This window comes from Lysobacter arenosi, assembly GCF_016613475.2.
Classification (GTDB): Bacteria; Pseudomonadota; Gammaproteobacteria; order Xanthomonadales; family Xanthomonadaceae; genus Lysobacter_J; species Lysobacter_J arenosi.
Genome location: NZ_CP071517.1, coordinates 13,338 through 31,076 on the forward strand (window position 1 = coordinate 13,338; position 17,739 = coordinate 31,076).

Sequence of the window (17,739 nt, forward strand, 5' to 3'; positions counted from 1 at the left end):
CCGGTACGCCCGCGGTGCGCTTAGCGCGCGCTCAGCTCATGCACCGCCGCCACCAGTGCGGCGACGTGGTCGGGGCTCATGTCCGGCGACATGCCATGGCCGAGGTTGAAGACGTGGCCTTCGCGCGAACCGCCATTGCCGGCGGCGTAGTCGTCGAGGGCACGGCCGACTTCGCGGCGGATCGCATCCGGTTGCGCGTACAGCGTCACCGGATCGAGGTTGCCCTGCAGCGCGACCTTGCCACCGGTGCGGCGCGCGGCATCGCCCAGCTCCACCGTCCAGTCGACGCCGACGGCTTCGGTGCCGCTCGCGGCGAGTTCCTCGAGGTAGGCGCCATTGCCCTTGCCGAACAGGATCAGCGGCGTCTTCTCGTCACCGCGCGGCAGCTCCTGCGCTATGCGCTTGAGGTAGCGCAGCGAGAACTCGCGGTACATCGACGGCGACAGCACGCCGCCCCAGGTGTCGAACACCTGCAGCGCCTGCGCGCCGGCCTGGCGCTGCGCATCGAGGTAGGCGATCACCGAGTCGGTGACCACGTCGAGCAGCTTGTGCATCGCTGCCGGGTCATTGAGCGCAAGCGACTTCACCTTCGAATAGTTGTCGCTGCCGCCGCCTTCGACCATGTAGCAGGCCAGCGTCCACGGGCTGCCGGAGAAGCCGATCAGCGGCACCGAGTTGTCGAGTTCGCGACGGATCGTGCGCACCGCGTCGGTGACGTAGCGCAGCTCGCGGTCCATGTCGGGCACGGCGAGGCGGGCGATGTCGTCGTGGCTGCGGATCGGGCGCTCGAACTTCGGACCCTCGCCCTCGACGAAGTACAGGCCCAGGCCCATCGCGTCGGGCACGGTCAGGATGTCGGAGAACAGGATCGCCGCGTCCAGCGGGAAGCGACGCAGCGGCTGCAGAGTGACCTCGCAGGCCAGCTCCGGGTTCTTGGCCATCGCCAGGAAGCTGCCGGCGGCGGCGCGGGTGGCGCGGTACTCCGGCAGGTAGCGGCCGGCCTGGCGCATCAGCCACACCGGGGTCGCGTCGACCGGCTCGCGGCGCAGGGCGCGCAGGAAACGGTCGTTCTTGGGGGGCGTGGGGGCTGCGGTCATTGCGGGTCCTTGGGTAACGCTGGGCGCGGGGGGCGCATGGTTCCGGGGGCGAGATCCGGGCGTGCCGGTCCGGCCAGGTCGATCCGGGCACGCGGGGCGGCATTATCGCCGCAGCGGGCACCTGTCTGGCGACCCCGTCGCGGGCGCCCGTGCACCGGACTGTTGCGGCAAAGGGCTACTTCGGGGCGTCGGCGCCCTGTACGAACATCAGCTGGAAGCCGCGCTTGAGCTGCTGGTCGCGGGCCTGCTCCAGTGCTTCCAGCGCGCTGGCCTGGTCGAGGAACTGCTCGCGCCGCAGCGTGCTGCGGCCGCCGATCTGGCCCGTTTCGCGCACCAGCGTCCAGCCGCCGAGCAGGTCGGGCTGCAGCATCAGTTGCACGAAGCGTGGTGCTTCTCGGCCGTCCGGCCGTTGTTGCAGTAGCAGGCGCATGGCCGGATTGTACGGGAGCGACAGCAGGCCGGACGTGCCCGGCGTCGCCGCTCAGGCGGCGCGCAGCACGTCGAGCACGAGTTCGTCCGGCACGCCCCGGACCACGCTGGCCAGGCCGGCGTGGTCCCACAGGATGAAGCGCAGTCCGCCGGCTTCGGCCTTCTTGTCCAGGCGCATGCGCGCCAGCAGGGCCTGCGGGTCGAGCCCGGCCGGGAGGGCGGTCGGCAACCCGAGACGCTGCAGCAGCACCTGAAGGCGCTGTGCGTCGGCAGCCGAGGCTCGTCCCAGCGCGGACGACAGCCGCGCCGCCAGGACCATGCCGACGGCGACCGCTTCGCCGTGGTTCAGCGCCTGGCTGCCGGCGCCGGCGTAACCCTGCTCGGCCTCGATTGCGTGGCCGAAGGTGTGGCCGAAGTTGAGCAGTGCGCGTTCGCCATGTTCATAGGGGTCGCGCGACACCACTTCAGCCTTGTACAGGCACGAGCGCGCGATCGCCTCGGTCAGCGCGAAGTCGTCGCCGGCCGCGAGCGCAGATGCGTGCGATTCCAGCCAGCCCAGGAAGTCGGCGCCGAACACCGCGCCGTACTTCACTACTTCGGCCAGGCCGGCGCACAACTCGCGCGGCGGCAGCGTGCGTAGCACGGTGGTGTCGGCGATCACCGCACGCGGGGCGTGGAAGGCGCCGACGAGGTTCTTGCCCGCCGCCAGATCGACACCGGTCTTGCCGCCTACCGATGAGTCGACCATGGCCAGCAACGTGGTCGGCATCTGGATCACGTCGATGCCGCGCATCCAGCAGGCCGCGGCGAAACCGGCCAGGTCGCCGATCACACCGCCACCGAGCGCGATCACCGTCGCATCGCGGGTGGCGCCGAGCGTGGCCAGCGCATCCAGGCACTGGCAGAAGCGCGACAGGGTCTTTTCCTGTTCGCCGGCCGGCATCACGAAGCGCGCCACCTGCATGCCCGCGCGCGCTGCGTGCAGGGTCTGCTCGACGCGGTCGGCGTAGAGCGGGGCGACGTTGCTGTCGCTGACGATCAGCGCGTGGCGACCGCGCAGCACATGGCTGATGCGCACCGGGTCGGCGAGCAGGCCCGGTCCGATGCTGATGTCGTACAAACGTTCGCCTTCGACCCTGACGGTGCGCATGGTGCTCATGACGGTTCCTTGCTGTGCGCGCGCTGCAAGCCGGAGTCGACCGGGGCAGGGACGTCGCGTTGCCACTGCGACTGCAGTTCCTGCGCCAGTCGCGAGGCGACTTCGGTGGCGTTGTGGTGGTTGGTGTCCAAGCGCAGGTCGGCGACCTGCGCGTACAGCGGTTCGCGTTCGGCGGCGAGGGCGTGCAGCACCTGCTCGCGGTCGCCGCGTGCAAGCAGCGGGCGACTGCGGTCGCGGGCCAGGCGCTCGATCTGGCACTCGACGCTGACATGCAGGTGGACGACGAAACCGCGCTCGCGCAACAGTCGGCGATTGTCGGGATCGAGCACGGCACCGCCGCCTGTGGAAAGCACCAGGCCGTCGTCGGCGAGCAGTTCGGCCAGCACGCTGCGCTCGCGTGCGCGGAAGCCGACCTCGCCCTCGCATTCGAAGATGGTGTTGATGCTGGCGCCGGCGCGCTGCTCGATCTCGCGATCGACGTCGACCAGGCGCAGGCCGAAGCGATCGGCGAGGATGCGGCCGATGCACGACTTGCCGGCGCCCATCGGGCCGACCAGGACGAGGTTGCTGGCGGGGTTCATGCCGCGATTGTAGCCAGCCACGACCTCGCTGGTGCTCGCGTGATCTTGACGGGGCGCGGCGTACGGTCGATTGCTCCCCACACCGTCGAACCCGGGAGAACCGCCATGTCGGTAGTAAAGGTCATCGAGCTCAACGCCGCGTCCAAAACCAGCATGGAGGATGCGGTCAAGGTCGGACTCAAGAAGTGCGCCGAGTCGGTCAAGAACATCAAGGGCGCCTGGGTCAACGAGATCAAGGTCGTCACCGACGATGGCGGCAACGTCACCGAATGGCGGGTCAACCTGCGGGTCAGCTTCGTCGTGCAGTGACGGGCCGGGTGCCGTCAGGCAGGACCACGGCCGATGACCGGTCGCCGCTGAGCATCCAGCGGCAGCGTCCATTCCGCGATGCCGGGCAGGCGCAGCAACGCCTGGCGGCTGACCCGTTCGAACAGCTGCACGAATCGCTGCACATCGGCCGCACTCATCGACCGCGCCGCGGGCGCCTTCGTCCGGGCCTGCAGCGACTGCTCCTGCTGCCAGCGCCATTGCGGCACCGTTTCGAAGCCGGGCGGCTGCAGGAACAGCAGTCTGTCCAGTCGTGACCACAAGCGCGGATAGTCGCGCGCCAGTGCTTCGTTGCAGTACCGGCGCCAGCTGCCATCCGGATCCTCGTCGCGTTCGACGGCGTTGATCGGCTCGCGCAGTTCCTCCGCGGCCTGGGCCGGCGTCTTCAGGAACCAGCCTTCGAACAGGGTCAGGTCGGCCGCGTGCGCCGACGGCCAACGCGACGGTGGCAGGCGTGTGTCGGCAAGCTTGTCGAAGCGTGGCAACTGCACCCGCCGGCCGTCGCGCAGCGCATCAAGCGTCGCGCAGGCCAGGTCCAGGTCGTGCGTCCCGGGCGGTCCACGCGTGGCCAGCAGGGGATGAACCTGGCGGCCGAGCCGTTGCCGCTCGCGCCGGCCGAGGTAGAAGTCATCGATCGACAGCACCGCCACGCGCAGGCCGCGAGCGCGCGCCAGCGTCGCCACCTGCGCGGCCAGAGTCGACTTGCCCGAACCCTGCAGGCCGGTGATCGCGTGGATGCGACTGCCGTGGGCGAGGGCGTCGTGGAGCACCTTTTCGACCAGGTCCGTGTCGAAGCCGGGAGACGTTTTCGCGGGCACGTTGTCGGAGGGATGCAGCCGTGGCGACATCGGCCCACAATAGCGCAATGGATACCCCCGCCCTGCTCAACGACGCCCTCGCCACCTTCTCGCAACTGTTCGCCGAGGCCGGCCAGGCCGGCGAACCCGATCCGACCGCGATGTACCTGGCCACCGCCGGCCTGGACGCGCGGCCGTCGGTGCGCACCGTGCTGCTGAAGGCGCACGACGCGCGCGGATTCGTCTTCTACACCCACCTTGACGGACGCAAGGGTCGCGAGTTGCAGGCCAACCCGCACGCCGCGCTGCTGTTCCACTGGCCGCGCGTCCGCGAGGGCGTGCAGGTGCGCATCGAAGGCCCGGTCGAAATCGTCAATGACGACGAAGCCGATTCCTACTTCGCGCTGCGCCCGCGTGGCAGCCAGCTCGGGGCGTGGGCATCGAAGCAGTCGGAGACGCTGGATTCGCGCGAGACCTTTGAGGCCCGGCTGGCCGAGGCCGAGAAGCGCTTCGATGGCCGCGACGTGCCGCGGCCGCCGCGCTGGACCGGATTGCGCGTGCGCCCGTCACTGATCGAGTTCTGGTACGGCGCCAACTTCCGCTTGCACGAGCGGCAGAGCTACGAGCTCGACCGCGCCGGCGAGTGGCACCAGCGGATGCTGTATCCGTGAGGTCCGGATCCGTAAGGGCAGCAGGACCGCAACGCATCGTCTGCCTCACCGAGGAACCGACCGAGATCCTGTACGCCCTTGGCGAGCAGGACCGCATCGTCGGCATCAGCGGCTTCACCGTGCGCCCGTCGATCGCGCGCAAGGAGAAGCCCAAGGTCAGCGCCTTCACCAGCGCCAAGATCGGCGAGATCCTCAAGCTGGAGCCGGACTTCGTCATCGGCTTTTCCGACATCCAGGCCGAGATTGCCGGTGAGCTGATCCGTCGCGGCGTCGAGGTGTGGATCAGCAACCACCGCAGCGTCGAAGGCATCGTCGATTACGTGCGCAGGCTCGGCGCGCTGGTAGGCGTGGCCGACCGTGCCAATGCCTACGCCGACGAGTTGCAGCGCGGATTGGATGCGATCGCCGCGGAAGCAGCGAAGTTGCCGCGGCGGCCGAAGGTGTACTTCGAGGAATGGGACGAGCCACCGATCACCGGCATCCGCTGGGTCGCCGAGCTGGTACGCATTGCCGGTGGTGACGACATCTTTCCCGAGCGTGCGGCCGAGTCGTTGGCCAAGCAGCGGATCCTGGAAGATGCGGGTGAGGTGGTGCGTCGCGCGCCGGACATCATCCTGGGCTCGTGGTGCGGCAAGAAGTTCCGTCCGGAGAAGGTGGCCTCGCGGCCAGGCTGGGATGCAATCCCGGCGGTGCGCGACGGCGAGCTGCACGAGATCAAGTCGCCGATCATCCTGCAGCCCGGGCCGGCGGCGTTGACCGACGGCGTGCGCGAGATTGCCGCGATCATCAAGGCGTGGTCGCTGCGAGCAGCTTGACCGCAATGTCACCGTCATCCCGGCGAACGCCGGGATCCATTTCGACTTTGCCGTTGCCCGTAGCGGCCCTCAGCGCGGATAGAAATCCCGCGTGAACTGCATCGTCGACGTCGCCCCGTTCTCGCGCACGACCGTCACGTCGAAACGCAGCGTGTCCGGCGGCGTTGCCTCGGCGGTGCCGATGTAGTCGAGCAGGTCGCCGCTGCGCAGTTCGCGCATCTCGATGGTCTGGCGGCGGCCGCGCAGGTCGGTGGCGGTGGCGGTGATGCGCGCCGGCAGCGCGACTTCCTGCGCCTCCGGACCCTGGCGCACCGCGACCAGCAGCATCACCGTATTGTCGGCGCGGCTGATGCCGTACTGGCTGGCCACCGTCGGCGACAACGCCGAGGTCTGCATGGCGTTGGCGCGGACGCTGACGTCGCCGACGCGACTGACCGCTTCACCCTGGCTGGCAGGAGCAGCAGGCGCGGCCGCAGGCGGTGTGCCGCCGCTGCAAGCGGTCAGGCCGATAGCCAGCAACACGGTGAGGGGGGCGATGCGCATGCGAGGTCTCCTCGGCAAGTATCCGGATGAAAGCCAGGGTTGGTTGCTAGTGGTTGGCTGCCGACAACTGCCGGCCGCGCTCGGTGGCGGCGGCAATGGCGCGTGCGACCAGTTCGCGGAAGCCACCGGCTTCGAAGGTTTCGATCGCGGCCTGGGTGGTGCCACCGGGCGATGTCACCCGGGCGCGCAACACATCGGCCGGCTCGTCGAGCCGCGTCAGCATCGTCGCCGCGCCCAACAGTGTCTGCTGGACCAAAGCCCGCGCTGCCTCCGGCGCCAGCCCCTGGGCAACGCCGGCGGCCTGCATCGCTTCGGCGAGCAGGAACACATAGGCCGGGCCGCTGCCGGACACGGCAGTGACCGCGTCCATGCGGCTTTCATCGTCGATCCAGACCGTCGGCCCGACCGCGTCGAGCAGGCCGGCGGCGTGGTCGCGCTGGTGGCCATCGGTGCTGTCGTTGGCGAACAGGCCGGTGATGCCGACGCCGAGCAGGGCGGGGGTGTTGGGCATGGCCCGGACCACTGCCAGGCCGCCACCGAGCCAGCCATCGAGCTGGTCGGCGGTGATACCGGCGGCGATCGAGATCACCAGTGGCCGCTGTGCCTGTGCGATTCCGGCAAGTTCGGCGCAGACGCTGGCCATCACCTGCGGCTTGACCGCCAGCACCCACACGTCCGCTCCCGTCGCGGCCGCGGTCGCGTTGTCGAAACCGCGGACGTGGAAGTCGCGCTCCAGGGCATCGCGCAGGGCCTGGGCCGGTTCGGCCACGTGCACGCCGTCGGCCGACTGGCCTCGCGAGATCAGGCCGCCGATCAGGCTGCGCGCCATGTTGCCGCCGCCAATGAAGGCAATGGCGCCGGTGGGGGACGAGGGGGATGGGGTCTGGGACATGTATAGAGAAGGGATCGACTGACGGGCAGGGCCGGTCATCGAGGATAGCAAGGCCTCAGGCTGGCCTCGGCCGCGCGCCGAACAGCGCGGTGCCGATGCGCACCATCGTCGCCCCTTCGGCAATGGCGATGGCATGGTCGTCGCTCATGCCCATCGACAGCGTGTCCACCTGCGGATGGGTCGCGCGCAGGGCGTCGAACAACTCGCGGGTGCGCCGGAACGCGCCGCGCCGCTGCTCGGGGTCGGGATGGGGCGTGGGGATCACCATCAACCCGCGCAGGCGCAGGCGCGGCTGGGCGGCGATGGCGTCGGCCAGGGCGGGGACGTCGCCCGGCTCGCACCCATGCTTGCTGGCTTCGTCGTCGATGTTGACCTGAATCAGCACGTTCAACGGCGGCCGGTCGGCTGCCCGGTGCTGGGCCAGGGCGGTCACCAGCTTGATCCGGTCCACGGTCTGCACCCAGTCGAACAGGGTGGCCGCCTCCCTGGCCTTGTTGGACTGCAAATGGCCAATCAAGTGCCATTCCAGGCCCAGGCCGGCCAGAGCGGGCTGCTTGGCCGCGGTCTCCTGCACGTAGTTCTCGCCGAAGGCGCGCTGGCCGGCGGCCGCCAATTCCGCGACGGCCGTCGCATCCTGGGTCTTGCTGACGGCAAGCAGCCGCGGCACTGGCCGTCCAGCCGCCGCCGCCGCGTTCTCAAGCTTGAGTTGCATGTCCTGCAGGGCGCTGGCGCGCACGTCTCAATTCCTGTCTAAAGTGCTGGAAAGATGGCGAGGTTAGGGGGCTATACTGCGGCGCAGGGGTAGTTTGGATCCACTTCGGGGCACTTCAAGGCCTCGTGTTCAAAGTACTGATCTTCAAGTCTGTTTTTCCAGTGGCAGTGCAGGGGAGCACGCATGGATATCGCCGAACTTCTGGCGTTTTCGGTAAAGAACAAAGCATCCGACCTGCACCTGTCTGCGGGCTTGCCTCCGATGATCCGGGTCGACGGCGACGTCCGCCGCATCAACATCCCGGCCCTGGACCACAAGCAGGTGCACGCGCTCGTCTACGACATCATGTCGGACAAGCAGCGTCGCGACTTCGAAGAGTTCCTCGAGGTCGACTTCTCCTTCGAGATTCCCGGCCTGGCGCGTTTCCGCGTCAACGCCTTCAACCAGAACCGCGGCGCCGGTGCGGTGTTCCGTACCATTCCCTCGGAAGTGCTGAGCCTGGACGACCTGGGTTGCCCACCGATCTTCCGCGAGCTCATCGACCAGCCGCAGGGCCTGATCCTGGTGACCGGCCCGACCGGTTCGGGCAAGTCGACCACGCTGGCGGCGATGATCGACCACATCAACAAGAACGAATACGGCCACATCCTCTCCGTCGAGGACCCGATCGAATTCGTCCACACCTCGCAGAAGTGCCTGATCAACCAGCGCGAGGTGCACCGCGACACGCACGGCTTCAACGAGGCGCTGCGCTCGGCCCTTCGTGAAGACCCCGACTACATCCTGGTCGGCGAGTTGCGCGACCTGGAAACCATCCGCCTGGCGCTGACCGCCGCGGAAACCGGCCACCTCGTGTTCGGCACCTTGCACACCTCCTCGGCGGCCAAGACCGTCGACCGAATCATCGACGTGTTCCCCGCCGGCGAAAAGCCGATGGTGCGCTCGATGCTGTCGGAGTCGCTGCGCGCGGTGATCTCGCAGGCGCTGCTGAAGAAGGTCGGCGGCGGTCGTACCGCGGCCTGGGAAATCATGGTCGGCATCCCGGCGATCCGTAACCTGATCCGCGAGGACAAGGTCGCGCAGATGTACTCGTCGATCCAGACCGGCCAGCAGTACGGAATGATGACGCTCGACCAGCACCTCCAGGACCTGGTCAAGCGCGGCCTGATCCTGCGTCCGCAGGCGCGCGAGTACGCCAAGGACAAGCGTCTTTTCGAATGATCCGACACCGGCCTCTCCCGGCAGCGGGAGAGGCGGTGAAAGCAGTTTCGTCAGTCACACGCCGCACCGGCTGGGGAGCCTGGCGGCACTGGAGTAACGCATGAGCAGCACTACCGGCGGCAGCATCGATTTCACCTCGTTCCTCAAGCTGATGGCGCACCAGAAGGCGTCGGACCTGTTCATCACCGCCGGCATGCCGCCGTCGATGAAGGTCCACGGCAAGATCTCGCCGATCACCCAGAACCCGCTGACGCCCCAGCAGAGCCGCGACCTCGTCCTCAACGTGATGACGCCGCAGCAGCGCGAGGAGTTCGAAAAGACCCACGAGTGCAACTTCGCCATCGGCGTGGCCGGCGTCGGTCGATTCCGCGTCAGCTGCTTCTACCAGCGCAACCAGGTCGGCATGGTGCTGCGCCGGATCGAGACCAAGATCCCGACGGTCGAAGAACTCAACCTGCCGCCGGTGATCAAGACGCTGGCGATGACCAAGCGCGGCATCATCATCTTCGTCGGTGCGACCGGTACCGGTAAGTCGACCTCGCTGGCGGCCATGATCGGCTACCGCAACCTCAACTCGACCGGCCACATCATCACCATCGAGGACCCGATCGAGTTCGTGCACAAGCACGAGGGCTGCATCATCACGCAGCGCGAGGTCGGCATCGATACCGACAGCTGGGACGCGGCGCTGAAGAACACGCTGCGCCAGGCGCCGGACGTGATCATGATCGGCGAGGTGCGTACCCGCGAGGGCATGGACCACGCGATCGCCTTCGCCGAAACCGGCCACCTGGTGCTGTGCACGCTGCACGCCAACAACGCCAACCAGGCGATGGACCGCATCATCAACTTCTTCCCGGAAGACCGCCGCCAGCAGCTGCTGATGGACCTTTCGCTGAACCTCAAGGGCGTGGTCGCGCAACAGCTGATCCCGACCCCGGACGGCAAGGGCCGGCGCGTGGCGATGGAAATCCTGCTCGGCACGCCGCTGGTGCAGGACTACATCCGCGATGGCGAGATCCACAAGATCAAGGAAGTGATGAAGGAGTCCGTGCAGCTGGGCATGAAGACCTTCGACCAGAGCCTGTTCGAGCTGTACCAGGCCGGCGAGATCAGCTACGAGGACGCGCTACGTTACGCCGACTCGCAGAACGAGGTGCGCCTGCGCATCAAGCTGGCCCAGGGCGGCGACGCCAAGACGCTGGCGGCGGGCATGGACGGCATCGAGGTCGCGGAGATCCGCTGAGCTCGGTTGTCGGTGTTGCATGAAAGAGCCGGGCATTGCCCGGCTTTTTGTTTGTGTGGTGGGTGGGTGGGTGGAGGAGGTGGGGTGTATTCCGCGAACCTCCGCTTCGCTCCGTTTACTGTTCGCGAAATACACCCCACCCCCCTCCTTCCGGAAGCAGCCGTCGTTTCATTGACTTCAACTGTTGGCGAGAGCGCAGTGCCCGCGTGATGCAGCTGCGACGGTCGGACTCGCGCTGTGCCGGCCCTGGACGGTGTCCGTGCCCTCGCTCATTCGCACGTCTGCTCGGTGATCTGGGTCCCGGACGCCCGCGAAAGGAAGTGGTCGTTCCAAACCCGCTCGCGCTGCTGAGCCCCTCTCCCATTTCGGGAGAGGGGTTGGGGAGAGGGCAGCCGAAGACCGGGCAATGAAATGCCGAAGCGTCGTCTGTCGGGTCGGGGATTGCGCAGCAGCGGGACATGGATGTCCCGCGCCCCGCATCAGACAGGATGTCTGACTAAGGGGCGGAGCAATCCCCGGCCCGACGGATGACGCCCCTCGGAAGGCTCACACTAGGTGGAGCAGTCAGAGCTTGCGCCGCCACGGCGGGTCCAGCGGCGGCTTCAGCTTGAGGATCCGCGCCTGCACCGGGCAACTGTCGCGGTGCGCGCCCGGCAGATAGCCCAGGCTCATCAGGAACTCGCCGGTGATCTCGCCGCCGGTGAAGCGGAATGTCTTCTTGAACAGCTTCACCCAGTCGGCCTTGTCGCGACGCTTGCCGTCCACCAGCATGTTCGCGTCGAGCCACTGCGCGAAGCTGCCATGCGACGCGCGCAGCCCGTGGATGACCTGGGCGTTGTGGATCGCCGCGTCGACCTTGAGGCGGTTGCGGATGATCCCGGCGTCCTCGAGCAGGCGCGCGCGATCGGCCTCGCCGTAGGCGGCGACCTTGTCGATGTCGAAGCCGTCATAGGCGCTGTGGAAGCCCTCGCGCTTGCGCAGCATCGTCTCCCAGCTCAGCCCGGCCTGGTTGATCTCCAGCACCAGCCGCTCGTACAACACCGCGTCGTCGCGTTGCGGGAAGCCGTACTCGCGGTCGTGGTATGGGCCGTGCAGCGGGTGGCCGGGCGCGTAGTCGCAGTAACCGGACATCGCTTACGGCTTGCCCGCTGCGTACTGCTCCAGACCCAGCACGCCCAGACCCTGCTCGAAGCGGATATCCACCGGGATCTTCGCGTCCTTCAATCGTCCCAGATCGGCAGCGAGCTCCGGCTTGATCATGCCCAGCGTCTCGGTCATGCGCTTGGCCTCGGCATAGTCGCCGTCGCCCTGAACCTTGAGCAGCTTGGCGCTGAGGGCGTTCATCGCCGCGCGCATCTTCTCGAAGTCGACGCGATAACGGCCGTCCGGATCGCGGCTGAAAGCGCCCTGCTCGGCGAAGAAGTTGAAGCGCACCATGTTGGCCTTGCCGTGCGCATCGCTGGCGCCGAAGCGCACCGAGCGCAGGATGCCGGCGAGGAAGGTGACGTAGCCATCCATCAGCTTGCTCTCTTCCAGCTCGCCCTTGCGGCTGAGCGCATCGATCATGTACAGGCCGAGGATGTCGGCCTTGCCTTCCTCGAAGCTGGACGAGTATTCCTTCAGCGCCTCGTCGACCGTGCCCTTGCCGTCGAGCGTCTTCTTGATGCCCAGGCCGTGCGCGACCTCATGGAACATCACGTCCTCGAAGAACGCGTCGAAGGTGATGTGCTTGAGCTGGTCGGGCGCAATCAGTTCCTTCGCGATCGGCGTGAGGATGGCGTCGAACTTCGCCTTCATCACGTTCTCAAGCTGCAAACGACGGGTGCCCTTGGCCAGCTGCACTTCCTCGTCGTTGGGCAGGTTGATGGCGATGGTCTTGGCGCCGACGTTGGCGTTGCCGCCGTAGTAGACGACCTGGTAAGCGTTGAGGTCGGCCGCCGAGCCGGGCACTTCGGCCTTGTACTTGTCATCCACCGGCAAGCCCTTCTGCAGCGCCGGCAGGAAGCTGGCGAAGCGGGCGAGCTTCTTGCTCCACTCCACGTCCTTGACCAGCACCAGCCCTTCGTACGCGGCCTTGTAACCGAACAGCTGGTCCTCGTAGGTCTCGATCGGGCCGATCACGATGTCGACCGGATTGGTCTTCATGTCCATCCAGGCCATGTCGCTGCGCCTGAAGTCGTCGTCGAGCAGCGCCTTGGCGCGCATGGTCAGGTAGTTCGCGAAGGACTTGTCCGCGCTCAGCGCGGCGGCCTCGCGCAGCAGCGCGGCGGCACGTTCCAGGTCGGGCTTGTAGGCCTCGTGGTAGGGCACGGTGACCAGCTTGCCGCCGTCGCGGCGCAGCAGGGTGTAGTTGGAGGTCTTGTCAGGCAGTGCGGCCGCTTCGAATTCGGCCTTGCTCATGTCGGCCGGATAGAACGGTCCGCCCGGCGGGCGGGCGCCGACGCCGTCGATGATCGGCGTGTCCTCGTTGAGCCGGTCCCACGGGCCGAAGTTGACCTCGACCAGTTCACGCGTGGCCGCATCGGGCGCACGCGCGAGCAGGGCGGCGCGCTCGCCGTCCCAGGACTGCTTCCAGTAGATGTCGTTCATGACCTCGCTGGCCTGAACGAGCTTGGCGATCATGCGCTTGCCGGCATCGTCGAAACCCGACAGGTCGGCCTTGAGCGGCACCACGGCGTAGTCGCCGGCATGGGCGGTGGCGTAGCTGGCCGCGGCGGTGGTTGCCTGCGCCGCCGGCTTGGCCGGCTCCTGCGGGGTTTGCGGCTTGCATGCGCTCAGGGCCAGGGCGGCCAGGCAGGCCACGGTGAGGGCGCGAAAACGGCGAGAGTGCAGGAGCGAGGCGGCGGGGATCGGAGCTGTCATGGCGGCGGCACGGCGTGGACAGGGAAAGTCGTCATCCTACGCCCGCGCCGGTGCGGCACGCATCGCAAAACGCGGGCTAGAATGTTGGCCATGTCAGTGACTCCCACGCCACTTGCCAACCAGCTGCTGATCGCGTTGCCGGCCCTGGCCGATTCCAACTTCGCCCGCAGCGTCGCCCTGATCTGCCAGCACGACGCCGATGGCGCGATGGGCCTGGTCGTCAATCGCCCGTCCGAGTACACGCTGGGCGAAGTCTTCGGCCAGATGGGCCTGGAAGGCGGCGACCCGTCGCTGCGGTCGCAGATCGTCCTCGCCGGCGGCCCGGTCCATCCCGAGCGCGGCTTCGTCCTGCACGACGGCGGCTCGCAGTGGGATTCGACGCTGGCCATCACCGAGCGGCTGTTCCTGACCACCTCGCGTGACATCCTCGAAGCGATGGCGCGGGGCGATGGCCCCGACAACGCGATCGTCGCGCTGGGGTGCGCCGGCTGGGGTTCCGGGCAGCTCGAGCAGGAACTCACCGAGAACGACTGGCTGACCGCGCCCGCCGATGCCGAGCTGCTGTTCGAACTGCCGCTGGACGCGCGCTGGCAGGCGGCCGCCGGACGCATCGGCGTCGATTTCGCGTACCTGGCCGACTACTCCGGGCACGCCTGATGGCGGGCACCGCGGACAAGGCGTCATCGATCCGGCGCGACGGCACCGTGCTCGGCTTCGACGTCGGCGCACGCCGGATAGGCGTCGCGGTCGCCAGCGCCTTCGGCCATGGCGCGCGCGCACTGGCGGTCATCGACGTCCACGGCCACGGCCCGGACTGGGCCGCGATCGACCGGCTGCGCAGCGAGTGGCGCCCCGACGGCCTGATCGTCGGCGACCCGATGAGCCTGGACGGTGGCGACCAGCCGATCCGCGTGCGCGCCCATGCATTCGCGCGCGAACTGCACACGCGTTACGGGCTGCCGGTGGTGCTGGTCGACGAGCGCATGAGTTCGATCGAGGCCGCGCAGCGCTTCGCCTCCGATCGCGCCGAGGGCCGCAAGCGCCGCCGTGACGCCGAGGCGCTGGATGCGGTGGCGGCGGCGGTGATCATCGAACGCTGGCTGGCCGCGCCGGACGACGCCCTCGACCTTTCCGAACTTCCCCATCCCACTTGAGCCGGTGGGCCTCGCGCCGATCGGACCGCCTGCACAAGCACCCATGAACTCACCGCATACGCACCTGCCGCGCCACCTGCTGACCCTGCAAGACCTCGAACGCGGCACGCTCGATGCGTTGCTGGTGCGTGCGCAGGCGTTCGCCGAAGGTCACTACGACCGCCGCGCGCTCGACGGCATCGCCGTATGCACGCTGTTCTTCGAACCGTCCACGCGTACGCGCATGAGCTTCACCCTCGCGGCGCAGCGGCTGGGCGCGGACGTGATCAACTTCGACGCCTCGACGTCGTCGACGCGCAAGGGCGAGACCGCGCTGGACACGCTGAAGAACCTTGAGGCGATGGGCGTGCGCGGTTTCGTCGTGCGCCACCATGAGGACGGTGCGGTCGCGGCGCTGTCACGCCATGCCGAGGACGGTACGGTGCTGGTCAACGCCGGCGACGGACGCAGCGCGCACCCGACCCAGGGCCTGCTCGACATGCTGACCCTGCGCCAGGCCAAGGGCGCCGACTTCTCGAAGCTGAAGGTGCTGGTCGTTGGCGACGTCAAGCATTCGCGCGTCGCACGCTCGGACCTGCAGGCGCTGCGCACTCGGCACCGGCGACATCCGCGTCTGCGGCCCGGCCTCGCTGCTGCCGGACGACGGCACGCTGCAAGGCTGCAACGTTTCGCACGACCTGGATGCCGCGCTCGAAGGTGTCGACGCGGTGATGATGCTGCGCCTGCAGCGCGAGCGCATGGAAGAAGGCCTGATCGCCTCGCTCGACGATTACCACCGCGATTTCGGCCTGACCAGCACGCGCGTCAAGCGCGCCGCGGCCGACGCCGTGGTGATGCACCCGGGCCCGATCAACCGCGGCGTCGAGATCACCGACGAAGTCGCCGACGGCCCGCAGTCGCTGATCCTGCGCCAGGGTCAGCAATGGCGTGGCGGTGCGGATGGCGGTGCTGGAAGCGCTGTTGCGCGGCTAGGCCTCCTTCGACTTCGCTGCGTCGAAGGACTCAGCGCCTCTGCGCCCACACCCACTCCCACAGCTCCGGCATCGCATACGCCGGATCCCACACGTCGTGCCCCACGCCAGGCAGTTCGCTGTAGCGCACATCCGCGCCGACGCGGCGTAGGGCCTCGTCCATGTGCCGCGACTGGTCCGGCGTGACCGCCTCGTCCTTGGCGCCATGGAACAGCCACATCGGAATGTGCTGCAGCCTTTGCGCCGCGGCCGCGAACGGGTCCGGTGCCTGCGCCACGCCCTCGACCTGCAGGCGCTCGGGCACGCCGGGCGGCTGCGTGATGCCGCCGCAGACCGGCACCAGCGCGGCGAAACGCAGCGGCTCCATCAGCGCCAGTTCGTACGCGCCGTAGCCGCCACGTGACAATCCGGTCAGGACGATGCGGTGCTTGTCGCCGTCGAACTCGCGCACGCTCGCATCGAGTGCGGCCAATGCCATGCGCGCAATGGCGCCGTCCCAGGACCGGCCTTCGGGCGACTGCGGCATCACCACGATCGCCGGGAAGTCGGCCAGGTGCTGGCGCAGGTGGGGACCCAGGCCAACCTCGGTCTGTTTGCGGTTGTCGCTGCCACGCTCGCCGGAGCCGTGCAGGAACAGGATCACCGGCGGATGGCGACCGCCGGCCTGCGCCGACGGCACGAACACCTGGTAGCGATACGTGGTGCCTTCCACCTGCAGCTCGCGCTCGACGAAACGGCCGCTGGCTTCACGCGCCGGCCGATGCACGCAGGCGGTGGTCAATGCGACGAGCAACAGGACGAGCAGCCGGGAAACGTTCGACATCGACGGGCCTCCGGAATGCGGAGCAAGGACGGGCGAACGCTATCGCAGGAGCGCTAGCGCAACAGAATCAGCGTCGCCAGGCCGAGGAAGGTGAAGAAACCCATGACGTCGGTGACGGTGGTCAGGAAGATGCCGCTGGCCAACGCCGGATCGAAACCCGCGCGCCGCAACGTCACTGGCACCAGCACGCCCGCCACTGCCGCGAACAGCAGGTTGAGGGTCAGGGCGATGCCGATCACGATGGAAAGGCCGACGCTGTGGAACCACAGCAGCACGATCAGCGCCAGCAGCGTGCCCAGCACCAGGCCGTTGAGCAGCGCCACGCGTGCTTCCTTCCACAGCAGCGTGCGCACGTTGGCCGCGCCGACCTGGCCCAGGGCCAGGCCGCGCACCATCAGCGCCAGCACCTGCGTGCCGGCGTTGCCGCCCATGCCGGCGACGATCGGCATCAGCACTGCCAGCGCCACCAGTTTGTCGATGGTGTCGGCGAATTCGCCGACCACGCTGGCGGCCAGGAACGCCGTGCCCAGGTTGATCGACAGCCAGATCAGGCGCCGGCGCATCGCGCGCCAGACCGGGCTGAAGAGGTCTTCGTCCTCGTCCAGGCCGGCCGCGCTCAGGGCCTGGTGTTCGGCCTGGTTGCGGATGATGTCGACGACGTCGTCGATGGTGATGCGGCCGAGCAGGATATTGTTCTCGTCGACCACCGGCGCGCTGAGCCAGTCATGGTCGGAGAACTTGCGCGCGACTTCGTTCGCCGATTCCTCGACGTCGATGGCGGCCTGCTCGTCGTCGATCAGCTTGTTGATCGGCGTGCCCGGGTCGTGCGTCAGCAGCGCGGCCAGCGCCAGCCGGCCCAGGTACTGGTGGCGACGGCTGACCACGTACAGGTGGTCGGTGTGCTCGGGCAGTTCGCCGCGCAGGCGCAGGTAGCGCAGCACGACGTCGACGGTGGTGTCGGTGCGCACCGTCACCACGTCGGGGTTCATCAGGCGGCCGGCGGTGTCCTCCGGGTACGACAGCACCTGCTCGAGCCGTTCCCGGTTCTCGCGGTCCATCGACTTGAGGACTTCGTCGATGACCGTGTCGGGCAGGTCCTCGACCAGGTCGGCAAGGTCGTCGATTTCCAGCTCGGAGGCCGCGGCGATGATCTCGTCCGGGTCCATCTCCGCCAGCAGGCTCTCGCGCACTTCGTCGCCGACGTGGACCAGCACCTCGCCGTCGTCCTCGGCATCGACCAGGCCCCACACGATCGTGCGCTTGGCCGGCGGCAGCGATTCGAGCAGGTTGCCGATCTCGGCGGGGGAGAGCGTGTTGACCAGCCGGCGCACCGGACCCAGACGGCCACTGTCGAGCGCATCGGAAAGCAGGCGCAGCTGTCGTGCGGTCTTGTCGTGGCGGACGGCTTCGGCCATGCGGGGCTTCCGGTGGCGCATCGC

The 17,739-nt window shown here is 68.2% G+C and carries 19 protein-coding genes and 1 pseudogene; 8 read left to right on the forward strand and 12 right to left on the reverse strand.

Annotation, left to right across the window (positions count from 1 at the left end):
- Positions 1 to 20: 20 nt before the first annotated feature.
- The 4 genes from hemE to HIV01_RS00080 form a co-directional block, all read right to left on the reverse strand.
- The gene (gene hemE / locus HIV01_RS00065; protein WP_200604264.1) at positions 21 to 1,097 is read right to left on the reverse strand and encodes a uroporphyrinogen decarboxylase; all 1,077 of its coding nucleotides are present in this window, start codon (positions 1,095 to 1,097) and stop codon (positions 21 to 23) included.
- 175 nt (positions 1,098 to 1,272) lie between these two features.
- Positions 1,273 to 1,527 carry a WGR domain-containing protein gene (locus HIV01_RS00070; RefSeq protein WP_200604265.1) on the reverse strand — a complete coding sequence of 85 codons (255 nt, stop codon included), beginning with the start codon at positions 1,525 to 1,527 and terminating at the stop codon, positions 1,273 to 1,275.
- A 51-nt stretch (positions 1,528 to 1,578) separates the two neighbouring features.
- Positions 1,579 to 2,685, reverse strand: coding sequence for a 3-dehydroquinate synthase (gene aroB, locus HIV01_RS00075; protein ID WP_200604266.1), 1,107 nt, complete (start codon positions 2,683 to 2,685; stop codon positions 1,579 to 1,581).
- Entirely contained in the window at positions 2,682 to 3,266 is a 585-nt protein-coding gene (locus tag HIV01_RS00080; protein ID WP_200604267.1) for a shikimate kinase, read from the reverse strand. Before HIV01_RS00080 ends, aroB begins: the two co-directional genes overlap by 4 nt.
- A gap of 105 nt (positions 3,267 to 3,371) precedes the next feature.
- Between HIV01_RS00080 and HIV01_RS00085 the strand changes: the two genes are divergently transcribed.
- A complete protein-coding gene (locus HIV01_RS00085; RefSeq protein ID WP_200604268.1) occupies positions 3,372 to 3,575 on the forward strand; it encodes a dodecin family protein in 204 nt (67 codons plus the stop codon).
- Positions 3,576 to 3,589: 14 nt separating this feature from the next.
- On the opposite strand, the gene HIV01_RS00090 is transcribed toward HIV01_RS00085, so the two are convergent.
- Positions 3,590 to 4,441 (reverse strand): kinase, encoded by an 852-nt coding sequence (locus tag HIV01_RS00090; RefSeq protein WP_200604269.1) that lies wholly within the window; start codon positions 4,439 to 4,441, stop codon positions 3,590 to 3,592.
- A gap of 17 nt (positions 4,442 to 4,458) precedes the next feature.
- Here HIV01_RS00090 and pdxH point away from each other — a divergent pair, with 17 nt between their 5' ends.
- Positions 4,459 to 5,061, forward strand: a complete 603-nt coding sequence (gene pdxH, locus HIV01_RS00095; protein ID WP_200604270.1) for a pyridoxamine 5'-phosphate oxidase — start codon at positions 4,459 to 4,461, stop codon at positions 5,059 to 5,061.
- Positions 5,058 to 5,876 (forward strand): cobalamin-binding protein, encoded by an 819-nt coding sequence (locus HIV01_RS00100; protein ID WP_200604271.1) that lies wholly within the window; start codon positions 5,058 to 5,060, stop codon positions 5,874 to 5,876. The genes pdxH and HIV01_RS00100 overlap by 4 nt, the downstream gene beginning before the upstream one ends.
- A 69-nt stretch (positions 5,877 to 5,945) precedes the next feature.
- Here the strand turns inward: HIV01_RS00100 and HIV01_RS00105 are convergent, their stop codons facing one another.
- The 3 genes from HIV01_RS00105 to HIV01_RS00115 are packed head-to-tail and all read right to left on the reverse strand — an operon-like array spanning position 5,946 to position 8,023.
- Positions 5,946 to 6,419, reverse strand: coding sequence for a DUF4426 domain-containing protein (locus HIV01_RS00105; RefSeq protein WP_200604272.1), 474 nt, complete (start codon positions 6,417 to 6,419; stop codon positions 5,946 to 5,948).
- Positions 6,420 to 6,465: 46 nt separating this feature from the next.
- Positions 6,466 to 7,311 carry a pyrroline-5-carboxylate reductase gene (gene proC, locus HIV01_RS00110; protein ID WP_200604273.1) on the reverse strand — a complete coding sequence of 282 codons (846 nt, stop codon included), beginning with the start codon at positions 7,309 to 7,311 and terminating at the stop codon, positions 6,466 to 6,468.
- A gap of 55 nt (positions 7,312 to 7,366) precedes the next feature.
- Entirely contained in the window at positions 7,367 to 8,023 is a 657-nt protein-coding gene (locus HIV01_RS00115; RefSeq protein WP_200606245.1) for a YggS family pyridoxal phosphate-dependent enzyme, read from the reverse strand.
- A 183-nt stretch (positions 8,024 to 8,206) separates the two neighbouring features.
- Here HIV01_RS00115 and HIV01_RS00120 point away from each other — a divergent pair, with 183 nt between their 5' ends.
- On the forward strand, positions 8,207 to 9,244 hold the full coding sequence (locus tag HIV01_RS00120) for a type IV pilus twitching motility protein PilT (RefSeq protein ID WP_200604274.1): 1,038 nt from the start codon (positions 8,207 to 8,209) through the stop codon (positions 9,242 to 9,244).
- 100 nt (positions 9,245 to 9,344) lie between these two features.
- A complete protein-coding gene (locus tag HIV01_RS00125) occupies positions 9,345 to 10,490 on the forward strand; it encodes a PilT/PilU family type 4a pilus ATPase (protein WP_158734026.1) in 1,146 nt (381 codons plus the stop codon).
- A 564-nt stretch (positions 10,491 to 11,054) separates the two neighbouring features.
- On the opposite strand, the gene HIV01_RS00130 is transcribed toward HIV01_RS00125, so the two are convergent.
- Both HIV01_RS00130 and HIV01_RS00135 read right to left on the reverse strand, forming a co-directional pair.
- The gene (locus HIV01_RS00130; protein WP_200604275.1) at positions 11,055 to 11,621 is read right to left on the reverse strand and encodes a DNA-3-methyladenine glycosylase I; all 567 of its coding nucleotides are present in this window, start codon (positions 11,619 to 11,621) and stop codon (positions 11,055 to 11,057) included.
- Between the two features lie 3 nt (positions 11,622 to 11,624).
- Complete coding sequence (locus HIV01_RS00135) at positions 11,625 to 13,352, reverse strand: dipeptidyl-peptidase 3 family protein (RefSeq protein ID WP_200604276.1); 1,728 nt, start codon at positions 13,350 to 13,352, stop codon at positions 11,625 to 11,627.
- 90 nt (positions 13,353 to 13,442) lie between these two features.
- Between HIV01_RS00135 and HIV01_RS00140 the strand changes: the two genes are divergently transcribed.
- From HIV01_RS00140 to HIV01_RS00150, 3 genes and pseudogenes are all read left to right on the forward strand, one after another.
- Positions 13,443 to 14,009: a YqgE/AlgH family protein gene (locus tag HIV01_RS00140; protein ID WP_200604277.1), complete on the forward strand. Its 567-nt coding sequence runs from the start codon at positions 13,443 to 13,445 to the stop codon at positions 14,007 to 14,009.
- Entirely contained in the window at positions 14,009 to 14,506 is a 498-nt protein-coding gene (ruvX, locus tag HIV01_RS00145; protein ID WP_200604278.1) for a Holliday junction resolvase RuvX, read from the forward strand. Before HIV01_RS00140 ends, ruvX begins: the two co-directional genes overlap by 1 nt.
- Positions 14,507 to 14,549: 43 nt before the next feature.
- A pseudogene (locus tag HIV01_RS00150) lies at positions 14,550 to 15,478 on the forward strand (aspartate carbamoyltransferase catalytic subunit).
- Positions 15,479 to 15,508: 30 nt separating this feature from the next.
- Here HIV01_RS00150 and HIV01_RS00155 read toward each other — a convergent pair.
- The gene (locus HIV01_RS00155; protein WP_200604280.1) at positions 15,509 to 16,300 is read right to left on the reverse strand and encodes a carboxylesterase family protein; all 792 of its coding nucleotides are present in this window, start codon (positions 16,298 to 16,300) and stop codon (positions 15,509 to 15,511) included.
- A gap of 53 nt (positions 16,301 to 16,353) precedes the next feature.
- Positions 16,354 to 17,715, reverse strand: a complete 1,362-nt coding sequence (mgtE, locus tag HIV01_RS00160) for a magnesium transporter (RefSeq protein ID WP_200604281.1) — start codon at positions 17,713 to 17,715, stop codon at positions 16,354 to 16,356.
- Positions 17,716 to 17,739: the final 24 nt, after the last annotated feature.

Coding starts and splice junctions, on each gene's coding strand:
- HIV01_RS00080 (WP_200604267.1), bottom strand. CDS start 3,266: ATGAACCCCGCCAGCAACCTCGTCCTGGTCGGCCCGATGGGCGCCGGC.
- HIV01_RS00090 (WP_200604269.1), bottom strand. CDS start 4,441: ATGTCGCCACGGCTGCATCCCTCCGACAACGTGCCCGCGAAAACGTCT.
- hemE (WP_200604264.1), bottom strand. CDS start 1,097: ATGACCGCAGCCCCCACGCCCCCCAAGAACGACCGTTTCCTGCGCGCC.
- HIV01_RS00135 (WP_200604276.1), bottom strand. CDS start 13,352: ATGACAGCTCCGATCCCCGCCGCCTCGCTCCTGCACTCTCGCCGTTTT.
- HIV01_RS00115 (WP_200606245.1), bottom strand. CDS start 8,023: ATGCAACTCAAGCTTGAGAACGCGGCGGCGGCGGCTGGACGGCCAGTG.
- HIV01_RS00085 (WP_200604268.1), top strand. CDS start 3,372: ATGTCGGTAGTAAAGGTCATCGAGCTCAACGCCGCGTCCAAAACCAGC.
- mgtE (WP_200604281.1), bottom strand. CDS start 17,715: ATGGCCGAAGCCGTCCGCCACGACAAGACCGCACGACAGCTGCGCCTG.
- HIV01_RS00125 (WP_158734026.1), top strand. CDS start 9,345: ATGAGCAGCACTACCGGCGGCAGCATCGATTTCACCTCGTTCCTCAAG.
- pdxH (WP_200604270.1), top strand. CDS start 4,459: ATGGATACCCCCGCCCTGCTCAACGACGCCCTCGCCACCTTCTCGCAA.
- HIV01_RS00140 (WP_200604277.1), top strand. CDS start 13,443: ATGTCAGTGACTCCCACGCCACTTGCCAACCAGCTGCTGATCGCGTTG.
- proC (WP_200604273.1), bottom strand. CDS start 7,311: ATGTCCCAGACCCCATCCCCCTCGTCCCCCACCGGCGCCATTGCCTTC.
- HIV01_RS00105 (WP_200604272.1), bottom strand. CDS start 6,419: ATGCGCATCGCCCCCCTCACCGTGTTGCTGGCTATCGGCCTGACCGCT.
- aroB (WP_200604266.1), bottom strand. CDS start 2,685: ATGAGCACCATGCGCACCGTCAGGGTCGAAGGCGAACGTTTGTACGAC.
- HIV01_RS00130 (WP_200604275.1), bottom strand. CDS start 11,621: ATGTCCGGTTACTGCGACTACGCGCCCGGCCACCCGCTGCACGGCCCA.
- HIV01_RS00070 (WP_200604265.1), bottom strand. CDS start 1,527: ATGCGCCTGCTACTGCAACAACGGCCGGACGGCCGAGAAGCACCACGC.
- ruvX (WP_200604278.1), top strand. CDS start 14,009: ATGGCGGGCACCGCGGACAAGGCGTCATCGATCCGGCGCGACGGCACC.
- HIV01_RS00155 (WP_200604280.1), bottom strand. CDS start 16,300: ATGTCGAACGTTTCCCGGCTGCTCGTCCTGTTGCTCGTCGCATTGACC.
- HIV01_RS00120 (WP_200604274.1), top strand. CDS start 8,207: ATGGATATCGCCGAACTTCTGGCGTTTTCGGTAAAGAACAAAGCATCC.